Raw genomic sequence first — 12,755 nt, 5'->3', positions numbered from 1 at the left:
TCGGTGTAGGCCGGATCCCGCAGAAATCCCGCACAATTCTGAAAGGCGGATGCTTTCGCCCATTTTCATTGAAATCTGCGGGCATGAAAAAGCCCTGACCTGGGAAAGTAATTTCTCAGATCAGGGCGATTCTGCCAGAAATTAGCAGTCGTAGTACATCTCAAATTCCTGCGGAGTCGGACGCAGGCGGACCGGCGCGATTTCGTTCTCGCGCTTGTAGTTGATGTAGGTCTCGATGAGGTCTTCAGAGAAGACATCGCCTTCGGTGAGGAACTCGTTGTCTTCCTCAAGCGCTGCGATGGACGCCTCCAGGGAGGTTGGCGCCTGCGGGATGGAGGCGGCCTCTGCCGGCGGCAGCTCGTAGAGGTCCTTATCCACCGGAGCGTGCGGCTCGATGCGGTTCTTGATGCCGTCGAGGCCCGCCATCATCATGGCGGCGAAACCGAAGTAGGGGTTGCCCGACGGATCCGGCGCGCGGAACTCGATGCGCTTGGCCTTCGGGTTGGAGCCGGTAATCGGGATGCGGATGGCAGCCGAGCGGTTGCGCTGCGAGTACACCAGGTTGATCGGAGCCTCGAAGCCCGGAACCAGGCGGTGGTAGGAGTTCAACGTCGGGTTCGTGAACGCCAGCACAGCCGGTGCGTGGGCCAGGATGCCGCCGATGTAGTAGCGGGCCATGTCGGACAGACCGGCGTAGCCAGCCTCATCGTGGAAGAGCGGTTTGCCGTCCTGCCACAGGGACATGTGGGCGTGCATACCGGAACCATTATCGCCCGCCAGCGGCTTGGGCATAAAGGTTACGGTCTTACCAAACTGCTCCGCGGTGTTCTTGATGATGTACTTGAAGGTCTGAATATCATCAGCCGCGTGCAGCAGGGAGTTGAAGCGGTAGTTGATCTCGTTCTGACCGCTGCCCACCTCGTGGTGGAAGCGCTCGATGGTGAAACCAGCCTTCTGCAGTTGTTCCACCATGGCATCGCGGACTTCGCCGTGCTTGTCGACGGGTGCCGTCGGGAAGTAGCCGCCCTTCACGCGAGTCTTAAAGCCGGTGTTCGGGGTGCCGTCGAAGTTGGTCTCAGAACCGCGGTTCCACCAGCCCTCGTCGGTATCAACCTCGTAGAAGCCGTTGTGGACATCGGTGCCGTAGCGAACGGAGTCGAAGATGTAGAACTCAGCTTCAGCGCCGAAGTTACAGGTATCCGCGATGCCGGTGGAGGAGAGGTATTCCTCAGCCTTGCGGGCGATGTTGCGCGGGTCGCGGCTAAAGGGCTCCAGGGTGAACGGGTCGTGGACGAAGAACTTGATGTTCAGGGTCTTCGCGGTGCGGAAGGGATCCACGAAGGCAGTCTTCGGATCCGGCAACAGCGTCATGTCGGACTCATCGATGGTGGTGAATCCGCGGATGGACGAACCATCAAAAGCAAGGCCGTCGGCGGCTGCGTCTTCAGTAAATTCCTCGGCCGGAATAGAGAAGTGGTGCTCGGTGCCGGGGACGTCCGTAAACCGGATGTCAACGAACTTGACGTCCTCTTCCTTGATGAATGTGATGACGTCCTGGATTGTCTCAAAGGACACGGTGGTCTCCTGTTGGTTGACGTGTAGTACTCCCGACTAGTTTACAGGTATTGGCTGCATCACTGGGACGCGTGGGCACCTGAAGGCAAAATTTCTGCTCGGGATGGACGGCGGCTAGATTGGTGGGCATGGCAGATAACAACGATGGCATCGGGTCGGGGCAGTGGCCTGGGCAGGCATTGGGCTTGCCCAAGGAGGGGCCAGGTGCCCTGGCGTCGGTAATGCGGCGTACGTTCGGCGTGTTAATTGACTGGATTTTGGCCATGATCATTGCCAACGTTCTCGTGCTCTTCACCGACAATCTGGGCGGTCCCGCCTTCTTGGGTTATGCAGTGTGGGTAGTCATGGGCATCGTGTGCGGGTGGCTGTTCGCCCGCACCCCGGGCATGGCGTTGCTCGGTATGGGCGTGGCGCGCCTCGATGTCCCAGGCACTTCCGTCGGCCTGTGGCGTGCGGTGGTCCGTACGTTGCTGACCGCCGTGCTGTTTCCTGCAGCGATGGTCGACGCCGACGGTCGCGGCCTCCACGACCGCGCCACCGGCACCGCCGTCATCATGGCCTAAGTCTTGTCCGGTGCCAACCGGGCCGTGTTCACTACAAACCACACGTGGGATGGAGCAGATGGCGTCCAGCAAACGGCACCTAGCAAAAGGCATCTGTTGAATGGCGTTTTTGAGGTTAAAAACGCCATTTACGCGGTGCAGACGGCGTTTTCAGAGTTAAAGACGCCTTTTGATAGGCGCCATTTAGCTAGAGCTGTTGGGACCAGTGATAAAGCTGCTGGGGGGCCTGAGGCAACTAGGCCGGGAGGCTTCGAAGGCAACGTAAAAGGTCCCTTCCGAGAATCTCGGAAGGGACCCTTGCTGTGCTTGGAGCTAGTGGCTTATTTGCCGCCCTTGCGCTCCTGCATGCGGCGCATACGGCGGTTCATACCCGCCATGTTCTGAGCCTGGCGGGGCATCGGACCCTTGGGCAGACCCGGGGTGGTGCCCGGCAGATCATCCATGGCCTCGATACGGCGAATGTTGTCGTAGGTTTCGTTCTTGTTGTAGTTGCGCGGCAGCTTCATAATGTGGCTGCGCAGCTTAGACACGGGAACCTCGTCCTCGCCATTGCCCACGAAGACCTCGTACACCGGCACGCCGCCGGCCATGCGGTCCACGCGCTTCTTCAAGCGGTTAAGAGTAGGGCCGACGCGCTTGCGGTCGCCCTCGACGACGAAGATGACGCCCGAGTTGCCGATAACGCGGTGGATAAGGTCCTGCTGGCGGGTAGCGGCCACACCAGTCTTGACCTTCCACACCACGCCGACGGTGTTGCGCAGCTGCTGCTCCAAGGCCCAGCCGGCGGCGCCAGGCTGATCCTCCACCTTCTTGTACATATCGCGCTCGAGGCGGCGGGTAAACAGGAACATGGCCAGGATGGCGCCGATGCCCAAGCCCAGGATGAGCATGAACCACTCGCCGTTGAAGAGCATGCCGATTAGGAAGAAGAGCAAGCCCATGCCCAAGAATGCAGCCAGCATGATGGGGATGAGCGCCTTGTCCTGCTTGCGCTGCATGTTGAACGCTTGCCACATTTGTGACCAGTTTTGCTTGCGCTGGGCGCGCTTGGCCGCGCGCTCCTGCTTCTTCGCTTCCTTCAGCGATGCCTTGTCGTCGTTAGCCATGGCTCCTACTTTAGAGGTCAGAGGGTCAAAAAGAGAATCGAACTAGCGAATAGTGGACGCCGCAGAGTTCGGGTTCGCTGCACCAGCCGGGGTCTTAACCATACGCGTGGTCACCGGAGTCTCCTCGGAGGGGCCGTACTTCTCCAGAAGCGTGGAGGCCTCCTGGGCGGTAGCACCCTGGGAAGTCTCAGCCAAGTGCTTCAGGTTCTCCGGAAGCTCGAGGCCGCGGGCCTCCATGGCCTGCACGTAGAGGCGGCCAGCGCGGTAGGAGGAGCGCACCAGCGGGCCGGACATGACACCGCCGAAGCCCAGTTCCTTGGCCAGCTTGGAGTGCTCCACGAACTCCTCTGGGCGCACCCAACGCTCGATGGGGTGGAAGCGCGGACCGGGGCGCAGGTACTGGGTAATCGTGATGATGTCGCAGCCGACCTCGCGGAGATCGCGAAGGGCTTCCTCGATCTCCTCGGCGGTTTCACCCATGCCCAGGATGAGGTTGGACTTGGTGATCAAACCAAAATCGTGAGCCTGGCGGATGACGTCGAGGGAACGCTCATAGCGGAAGGCCGGGCGGATGCGCTTGAAGATGCGCGGCACCGTCTCCAGGTTGTGGGCGAAGACCTCAGGGCGGGCTTCAAAAACCTCTTGGAGTAAATCCGGCTTACCGGAGAAGTCCGGGGTGAGGTTCTCCACGCCGGTATTGGGGTTGAGCTCATGAATCTTGCGCACAACCTCGGCGTAGAGCCAGGCACCCTCGTCGGGCAGATCATCGCGGGTCACGCCGGTGATGGTGGTGTAGTTGAGATCCATCTCCTGGATGTTCTCGGCCACGCGGCGCGGCTCGTCGCGGTCCAGCTCTTCCGGCTTGCCGGTGGCGATATCGCAGAAATCGCAACGGCGGGTGCACTTGTCACCGCCGATGAGGAAGGTGGCCTCGCGCGATTCCCAGCACTCGTGAATATTAGGGCAGCCGGCCTCCTGGCACACAGTGTGCAGGGAAGCACCAGACACGCGAGATTTCATGTCCTCATAACCAGGGCCGGTGCGAACCTGGTTGCGGATCCAGCGTGGCTTCTGTTCGATGGGCGACTCCGCATTTTTCTTCTCAATGCGGAGCATCTTGCGTCCTTCAGGCTTAACAGTCACGGAACCTCACTTTACGCGTTAGAGTTAGCTCTTCCTAATACAAGTCCTGTACGAGCCGGGTTTATTCCACCGAGGGTATCTTCTACTTTCCCTCTGCTGCTTTGCGGGCTTGGCGGGCCTTCTCGTTGGCCACCTTGATGGGATCGGGCGCCGAGGCGAAGGTGTGGTCGGCCACGGTGAGTTCGCCGGAGAGGGCTTTGAGGAGGGCGTCGAGAAGCGGCGCTTCCGCTTCCTGAATGGTGACCTCGCGGCCGAGCTCCAGCGAGAGCGTGGACACGTCGGCATCGTCGATGCCGCAGGCCACGATGTGCTCGTAGTACTCCAGGGTATTGGTGCAGTTGAGCGCTAGGCCGTGCATGGTTACCCCGCGGGTAACGCGGATGCCTAGCGCACCCAGCTTGCGGTCGCGCTTCGGGGCGGACGGATCGGCGGCGCGGGTGGTGGACGGAACCCACACGCCCGAGCGGCCATCGATGCGCCCGGCGGTGCTCACTCCGAGTTCGCGGACGGCCTGGATGATGGCTTCCTCGAGGCGGCGGACGTAGTCAACGACGTCGACCGGCTCGGCCAGCTTGATAATGGGGTAGACAACCAGCTGGCCCTCGCCGTGCCAGGTGATACGCCCACCGCGGTCGACGTCAATGACCGGCAGGCCGTTATCGGGCATATCCTCCGGCTGCGTGCGCTTGCCGGCGGTGTAGACGTTGGGGTGCTCAACCACGAGGATGACATCACCCTGCGTGCCCGCCGCCCGCGCTGCGGCGAGCTCGGCCTGGAGATCCCACGCGTCTTGGTAGCCCATGCGGCCCAAGCGGCGGATCTCCAGTGGCTCGTCGGAAGCGCGAATAGAGCGGTTGGCGGGAAAGAAAGGTTCGCGGGGAGCAGTCATGGATACCCATGCTAGTCCCCGCGAAGATTCAGCCAGACAGGGGCTGAATGCGCGCTGTTCAAGCGCAGATTTAGGCCACGCCGTTGGCGGAGGCGTACTCCTCAGCGGTCATCAGCTCGCCGGCTTCGGTGACCTCGACCTCGAAGAGCCAGCCCTCACCGAAGGGATCGTTGTTGATGACGGCGTAGTCATCGTGCACGGCCTCGTTGACGGCGGTCACGGTACCGGTGACCGGGGAGTAGAGGTCAGACACGGACTTGGTGGACTCCACCTCGCCACAGGTCTCGCCGTGCTCGACGGTATCGCCCACGGCCGGCAGCTCGGCGAAGACGACCTCCCCCAGGCGGTCGGTGGCCACGGAGGTGATGCCGACGCGGACGGTGGAACCGACGACGGAATCAGCAGCTGCGTTAATCCACTCGTGGTCCTCGGAGTAAGAAAAATCGGAAGGAAGATTAGCCATGAGAAGGGATGTCCTTTCGGTAGATGGATTCAGTAGTGGAGTTTACTTCTCGCGCTTGTAGAAGGGCAGCGCGGACACTTCGAAGGGGTAGCGCTTGCCGCGGATGTCGATCTCCACGGCGTCGCCAGCCTCCAAGCCTGCGGCGGTATCGATGAGCGCGAGCGCGACAGGGTGGCCCAGGGTGGGGGAGGGCTGGCCGGAGGTCACCGTGCCCACCTTGTTCTCACCAACGAAGACCTCCGCTCCGGCGCGGGCGGCGCGGCGCTGCGAGGAAACCAGGCCGGTAATAACGGCCTGCGGGCCTTCTTCGGCGCGCTGGCGCAGCACCTTTGCACCCACGAAGTCCTGCTCCTTCTTGGCAAAGGCGCGGGACATACCGGCCTCGACCGGAGTGATGTCGCGGGTGAGCTCGTTGCCGTAGAGCGGCATGCCGGCCTCCAAGCGCAGCGAGTCGCGCGCAGCCAGGCCGCAAGGCTTAATACCGTATTCTTCGCCGGCCTTGAGCAGCTCTTCCCACAGCTCCGGGGCATCGGAGTTGTAGACGATGAGCTCGAAGCCGTCCTCGCCGGTGTAGCCGGTACGGCAGATGAAAGCGTACTTGCGCGCCACCTTGCCGGTCATTGCGGCATAGTAGGGCAGGTCCATCACGGCCTGCTGCTTGGTGTCCTCCACCAGCGGGACGAGAATCTCCAGCGCCTTCGGGCCCTGGACAGCAATCATGGCCACATCGCGGGACTCGTTCTTCAGGTCCACGTCGAAGCCCTCGGCGCGCTCGTTGAGAGCCTCCCACACGGTATCGGCGTTGCCAGCATTCGGCACGACGAGGAACTTGGTCTCCTCCAAGCGGTAGGTGATGAGGTCATCCATGATGCCGCCATCCTCGGCGCAGATCATGGAGTACTTTGCCTTGCCCACCTTGAGGGGAACCAGGTTGGAGATGAAGCAGTAGGACAGGAACTCGGCGGCGTCCGGGCCGTTGACCCAGATTTCACCCATGTGGGACAGGTCGAAGAGGCCGGCGGCTCCGCGCACCGCGCGGTGCTCCTCAAGCTCGTTGTCATATTTCAGCGGCATCTCCCACGGCCCGAAGGGCGTGAAAGTGGCGCCGAGCTTCTCGTGCTCAGCGTGCAGCGGGGAGTGCAGGTAGTCAGTCATTGATTAAACCTCCTGGTTGTCGTCGGAGTAGTCAAAAGCCTCTGGCGGCGGGCAGGTGCACACCAGGTTGCGGTCACCATAAGCCTCGTCGATGCGGCGCACCGGCGGGAAGTACTTGTTGGCGCGCAGCGAGGTCACCGGGTAGGCGGCCTGCTGGCGGGTGAAGGTGAAGTCCCACTCGTCGGCCGCGACGGATTCGGCGGTGAACGGAGCATGGTGGATGACGGAGTCCTCGTAGGCCACCTGGCCGTCGATGATCTCCTGGATTTCGGCGCGGATGGAGCGCATGGCCTCGATGAAGCGGTCCAGCTCACCCAGGTCTTCAGACTCGGTGGGCTCCACCATGAGGGTGCCGGCCACTGGGAAGGACAGGGTCGGCGCGTGGAAGCCATAGTCCACGAGGCGCTTGGCCACGTCGGCGGCGGTGACGCCGGAGGCGTCGGTCAGCTCGCGCAGGTCAAAGATGCACTCGTGAGCCACCAGGCCGGCATTGCCCGTGTAGAGCACAGGGAAGGAATCCTTCAGGCTCTGCGCCAGGTAGTTCGCGCCGAGGATGGCGTGGCTCGTGGCCTCTGTGAGTCCTTGGGCGCCAATCATGGCCAGGTAGGACCAGGAAATTGGCAGCACGCCGGCGGAACCGTAGCGCGATGCGGTGGACGGCACGCCGGTGGTCTCCGCAGTCGGTTGCGAGGGATCCAGCTTGGGATCATTGGCATCGGCCGGCAGGAAGGGCACCAAGTGCTTGGCGACGCCCACCGGGCCCACACCCGGGCCACCGCCGCCGTGCGGGATGGTGAAGGTCTTGTGCAGGTTCAGGTGGGACACATCGCCGCCGAAGGCACCCGGACGGGCCCAACCGGCTAGCGCGTTCATGTTGGCGCCGTCGATGTAGACCTGGCCGCCGGCCGCGTGGACCTTGTCGCAGACCTCGCGTACCTCGGGGTCGAAGACGCCGTGGGTGGAGGGGTAGGTAATCATGATGCCGGCGATGTGCTCGCCGTGTTGCTCGATCTTGGCGTCGAGGTCGGCGAGGTCAATCGAGCCATCGTCCGCGGTCTTGACCACGACGACGCGCAGGTTGGCCAAGGTGGCTGAGGCCGCATTGGTGCCGTGCGCGGAGGCCGGGATGAGGATGACATCGCGGCCGTGATCGCCGTTGGCCACGTGGTAGCGGCGAATGGCCAGAAGGCCGGCCAGCTCGCCCTGGGAGCCGGCGTTGGGCTGGATGGAGACCTGGGCGTAGCCGGTTATCTCGGCGAGCCAGGACTCGAGTTCGTCGATCAGCGCGCGCCAGCCCGCGGTGGTCTCCTCCGGGGCATACGGGTGGATGCCGGCGAATTCCGGCCAGGAGATGGGCTCCATCGCAGCGGTGGGGTTGAGCTTCATCGTGCACGAACCCAGAGGGATCATCGTGCGGTCCAGGGCCAGGTCCTTATCCGCCAAGGTACGCAGGTAGCGCAGCATCTGGGTCTCGGAGTGGATGGAGTTGAAGATCTCGTGCTGCAGCGGGGCCTCGGCGCGCTGGACGGAGGACGGAATCTCGAAGGAGCCAGACGCGGCCGGCTCGGAGTTAGCGGAGGACTCGGCGCCGAAGGCGGCGGTGAGGATGTTGACATCCTCGTTGGTGGCGGACTCGCCGAAGGAGACCGAGACCTTGTCCGAGCCGATGGTGCGCACCAGGTAGCCCTGCTCCTGCAGCTGGGTCTTGATGGCCGCGGCATCCACGCCGGTGACGGTCACGGTGTCGAAGAAGTCGCGCGAGACAATGTCCTTGCCTGCGTCGGTGACTGCCTTAGCGAAAGCAGAAGCGCGGTCGTGGACACGTTGCGCGATGGCCTTGAGGCCCTCAGGCCCGTGGTACACCGCGTACATGGAGGCCACGTTGGCCAGAAGTGCTTGGGCGGTGCAGATGTTGGAGGTCGCGCGCTCGCGGCGGATGTGCTGCTCACGAGTCTGCAATGCGAGGCGGTAGGCGGGGCGGCCGGCGGCGTCCTTCGATACGCCCACGATGCGGCCGGGCAGCTGGCGCTTGAGCTTGTCCGTAACAGACATGAAGGCCGCGTGCGGGCCGCCGAAGAAGAGCGGGACACCGAAGCGCTGAGAGGAGCCGAGGACGACGTCTGCGCCCATCTCGCCGGGGGCTTCCAAGAGAAGCAGCGATAGGGGGTCAGCCACGACGGCGGCTAGGGCGCCGCGGGTGTGGAGCTCTTCGATGGCGGCGCGGGGGTCGACGATATCGCCCTCGGTTCCGGTGTAGGCCAGAACGGCGCCGACGAGGTCTTCGCCGACGATGCCATCGCGGACATCAGCAATCTCGACCTCGAGCTCGATGGCTCGGGCGCGCTCGGCGGCGACGGCGAGAACCTGCGGGTGCAGGCGGGAATCGAGCAGCACGCGGCGGCCCTTCTTCACCGCGCGGGCCATGAGGCCGACGGCTTCGGCGGTGGCGGAGGCTTCGTCGAGAAGCGAGGCGTTCGCGATGGGAAGACCGGTCAGGGACTCAACCATGGTCTGGAAGTTCAGCAGCGCCTCGAGGCGGCCCTGCGAAATCTCCGGCTGGTAGGGCGTGTAGGCGGTGTACCAGCCGGCATCCTCCAGCAGCCCGCGGCGAATGACCGCCGGGGTGAGGGTATCGGAATAACCCTGGCCGTAGAAGGACTTCAGCACGACGTTCTGGGAGGCGTACTCGCGCAGCTTCGCCTGCGCGTCATCTTCGCTCAAAGCCTCCGGGAGGTTCAGCGCCTCGGTGGCGCGGATGGAGGTGGGCAGGGCGGCATCGACGAGTGCCTCCACGCTGTCATAGCCCACTGCCTTGAGCATCGTCTCACGCTCGGCCGCATCAGGCCCGAGGTGGCGAGAGATGAAATCCATGTGTTTTATCTCCTTTGTGGCGTTAGTTTGTGTGACCTAAACTGCCCCCAAGTATAAGGCGTAGGCCATGACATTAGCCCCGGTTACCCCTGACATGGAGGCGCAGCGCTACGGCGGTCGCTGCCGCGACGGTGAGGCCGATGACGAAGGCCGTGGAATAGCCAACGGCAGGGCCCAAAAGTGACAGGATGAAGGGGGCAAAGAAACCCAGATAAGTCAGTGAATAAAACACCCCCGTCGCTGCGCCGAGCTCCTCTGCGTCGGCGATGGCTTGGGTCTCCGCGAGTCCGCTGAGCATGCCGATTCCATAGGAGCTGCCCATGATGATGGCCGCGATAGGCAGGAGAAAAACTGCCCAACCATGATGAGCCGCAGCGAGGACGGCGAGGCACAGTGCCATTCCTACTGCGGCCAGCGCCATGCCGTGGAACGAGGTCACGCGGATGCGGCCAGCCAGTTGCTGGATAACCACGCCGCTGCCCATGGTGAGAAGCGCGCACAGGCCGGCGACAAGAACGGGGTGGCGTAGGTGCTCGCTGAGCTGCGCGGGCAGGAATACGAAGGCGGTGGTGGCGGAGCCGAAGACCCATGGTGCGTAGGCCACTACCGGTAAGTAGCGGGGAGTAATCAGGCTGGTCGGGACAAAAGAATGGCGCCTCGAAGCTGACTGTGTAGATCTCGGTTCCGGCACCGTCCACACGAGTGGGACCACGATGAGTGCTAGGCCGATATGCAAAAGATAAGGCACAACGGTGGGCCAGGGGAGGAACTCGGCGGCGATACCAGCCACGCCGGGTGCTGATGCGAAACCGGCCGACAGGGCTATGGAGGAACGCTTGGCGCCAACACTCAGATGTGTGCTGAGCTCCTTGATCCAGGCTGCGCCGGAAGACATAGCGAGGCCCACGGCGGCACCGGCGCACAGGCGGCCGATCAACAAGGGGAGGAAGGCGCCGCCTGCGCCGGTGAGGAAAACGAGGGAACCGGCGGTGGTGGTGAGGACAGCTGGGCGCATGATGGCGCGGCGCCCTAGCGAATCCGAAAGCGGACCACCGATGAATAGAGCGACCATGATGCCGAGGGCATAGATGCCAAAAAGGAAGGTCGTTTGCAGAACCCCGAGGGAGGTGGTGGTTTGGTAGACCACGACCATGGGGGCGAAGAGATTAGCGCCGCAGGCGACGAGGAACATACCGAGTGCGACGCGAAACCACTTCTGAGAAACCATGCGGCTCAGTCTAGTGTGCTGAGTCACAGGTGTCGGGTCTTGGTGACAAGACGGTTGAAGAAAACGCGACTAACTGCCAAAGTTGGCGCCGATCTCTGAGGATCTGAAGGAAACTTCGTCAGTTTTGGAGGGGGAGCGGTTCCTCTGAGCGATGTCACCGAGCTGTGTTTGCGGGATGGAGGAAAACAGGGCGAAAACGACGAAGCTCCCCCGCCGCAGTGGCGGGGGGGCAAGCCTAGGGCTTAGAGGGCTTCGAAGCCTTAGAGGTCAAGGTCAGCTTCGAAGTCCGCGGTTTCGAGGCGGTCCTTGATGGTCGTGATGAAGCGACCAGCGTCGGCACCGTCGACCACCTGGTGGTCGTAGGTGAACGGCAGGTAGCACATCTGGCGGATAGCGATGGCGTCCTGGCCGTCCTCGGTGACGACAACCGCGCGCTTGGTAATAGCGGCGGTGCCCAGGATGCCGGCCTGCGGCGGAACCAGAATCGGGGTATCCAGCAGGGCGCCCTCGGAGCCAATGTTGGTCACGGTGAAGGTTGCACCGGTCAGATCGTTCGGCTTGAGCTTGTTGTTGCGTGCCTTGTCAGCCAGCTCGGCGATCTTCTGAGCGATCTCCGGAAGCGTCAGCTCCTGAGCCTTGTGGATGACCGGGGTGAGCAGGCCCTTCGGGGTGTCTACGGCGATGGCCACGTTGACGTCAGCGTGGTAGGTCATCTCCTTGGTCTCCGGGTTGTAGGAAGCGTTGACGTTCGGGTGGGACACCAGTGCCTCAACGGTTGCCTTCACGATGAACGGCAGGAAGGAGAGGTTGGCCTCGTACTTGTCAATGAACGCCTGCTTGGACTGCTTGCGCATATCCCAGATGGCAGTCATATCGACTTCCTGGACGTGGGTCAGCTGAGCGGAGATCTGGAGGGCCTCAACCATCTTGGACGCCGTGATCTCGCGGATACGGTTGACCTTCTGGGTGGTGCCGATGAGCTCCTGCTTCTCCGGATCCACGGACTTGGTGGACCAGCGAGCACGCGGGCTGCTGGAAGCTGCCTTAGCGGAGGAAGCCGGTGCCTCACCCTCGCCAGCAGCGGCCAGCACGTCCTGCTTGCGGATGCGGCCGCCAACACCGGTGCCAGAGACGGTGGAGAGATCCACGCCGTGCTTCTCAGCCAGCTTGCGTACCAGCGGAGTGACGTACGGGACGTTGTCACCGTTATTGACCTTCGTAGAGGTCTCGGAAGCCTTCGGCTCAGCGGACGCGGCCGGCTTCTCGTCCTTCTTCTCAGCCTTGGCCTCGGACTTCTCCTCGGACTTCTTGTCGGCCTTTTCCTCTGCCTTCGGCTCTTCCTTCTTCTCGGCCTTTTCTTCCTTGGCCGGGGCGGCGGAGCCGTCGCCGATGCGGGCGATGACGGCGCCGACGTCGACGGTGTCGTCTTCCTCGGCGAGGATTTCAACGAGGGTGCCGGCGACCGGGGACGGGATTTCGGTGTCGACCTTGTCGGTGGAGACCTCGAGGAGTGGTTCGTCGACCTCAACGGTGTCGCCGACGGACTTCAGCCACTGGGTGATGGTGCCCTCGGTGACGGACTCACCGAGTTCCGGCATCTCTACGTCGGTGGCATCACCAGAAGCAGCAGGAGCCTCGGACTTTTCTTCTGCCTTGGGCTCTTCCTTCTTTTCTTCTGCCTTCGGCTCTGCCTTTTCTTCCTTGGCGGCAGGCTTCTCGGAGGCTGCAGCGGAGCCGTCGCCGATGCGGGCGATGACGGCGC

The 12,755-nt window shown here is 62.9% G+C and carries 10 protein-coding genes; 1 reads left to right on the top strand and 9 read right to left on the bottom strand.

Annotated elements, in window-relative coordinates:
- Positions 1–141: 141 nt before the first annotated feature.
- Entirely contained in the window at positions 142–1,575 is a 1,434-nt protein-coding gene (glnA, locus tag HMPREF2698_RS02925) for a type I glutamate--ammonia ligase (RefSeq protein WP_070561975.1), read from the bottom strand.
- 128 nt (positions 1,576–1,703) lie between these two features.
- Here glnA and HMPREF2698_RS02920 point away from each other — a divergent pair, with 128 nt between their 5' ends.
- Complete coding sequence (locus HMPREF2698_RS02920; protein WP_070530143.1) at positions 1,704–2,138, top strand: RDD family protein; 435 nt, start codon at positions 1,704–1,706, stop codon at positions 2,136–2,138.
- A 320-nt stretch (positions 2,139–2,458) separates the two neighbouring features.
- Here the strand turns inward: HMPREF2698_RS02920 and HMPREF2698_RS02915 are convergent, their stop codons facing one another.
- From HMPREF2698_RS02915 to sucB, 8 genes are all read right to left on the bottom strand, one after another.
- The gene (locus HMPREF2698_RS02915; protein WP_070519767.1) at positions 2,459–3,244 is read right to left on the bottom strand and encodes a DUF4191 domain-containing protein; all 786 of its coding nucleotides are present in this window, start codon (positions 3,242–3,244) and stop codon (positions 2,459–2,461) included.
- Between the two features lie 42 nt (positions 3,245–3,286).
- Positions 3,287–4,360, bottom strand: a complete 1,074-nt coding sequence (lipA, locus tag HMPREF2698_RS02910; RefSeq protein ID WP_070519769.1) for a lipoyl synthase — start codon at positions 4,358–4,360, stop codon at positions 3,287–3,289.
- Between the two features lie 109 nt (positions 4,361–4,469).
- Positions 4,470–5,276, bottom strand: a complete 807-nt coding sequence (gene lipB, locus HMPREF2698_RS02905) for a lipoyl(octanoyl) transferase LipB (protein WP_070561973.1) — start codon at positions 5,274–5,276, stop codon at positions 4,470–4,472.
- 70 nt (positions 5,277–5,346) lie between these two features.
- A complete protein-coding gene (gene gcvH / locus HMPREF2698_RS02900) occupies positions 5,347–5,739 on the bottom strand; it encodes a glycine cleavage system protein GcvH (protein WP_070561971.1) in 393 nt (130 codons plus the stop codon).
- A 42-nt stretch (positions 5,740–5,781) separates the two neighbouring features.
- Complete coding sequence (gcvT, locus tag HMPREF2698_RS02895) at positions 5,782–6,894, bottom strand: glycine cleavage system aminomethyltransferase GcvT (RefSeq protein ID WP_070519776.1); 1,113 nt, start codon at positions 6,892–6,894, stop codon at positions 5,782–5,784.
- Positions 6,895–6,897: 3 nt separating this feature from the next.
- Positions 6,898–9,765: an aminomethyl-transferring glycine dehydrogenase gene (gene gcvP / locus HMPREF2698_RS02890; RefSeq protein WP_070561969.1), complete on the bottom strand. Its 2,868-nt coding sequence runs from the start codon at positions 9,763–9,765 to the stop codon at positions 6,898–6,900.
- A gap of 73 nt (positions 9,766–9,838) precedes the next feature.
- The gene (locus HMPREF2698_RS02885) at positions 9,839–10,993 is read right to left on the bottom strand and encodes an MFS transporter (protein ID WP_070561967.1); all 1,155 of its coding nucleotides are present in this window, start codon (positions 10,991–10,993) and stop codon (positions 9,839–9,841) included.
- 260 nt (positions 10,994–11,253) lie between these two features.
- The coding region (gene sucB / locus HMPREF2698_RS02880) for a 2-oxoglutarate dehydrogenase, E2 component, dihydrolipoamide succinyltransferase (protein ID WP_070561965.1) at positions 11,254–12,755 on the bottom strand (1,502 nt) is incomplete at its 5' end.

Origin of the sequence: Corynebacterium sp. HMSC072A02, assembly GCF_001810085.1 — a bacterium.
GTDB lineage: Bacteria > Actinomycetota > Actinomycetes > Mycobacteriales > Mycobacteriaceae > Corynebacterium > Corynebacterium hesseae.
This window is presented reverse-complemented; position numbering and strand designations above follow the sequence as displayed.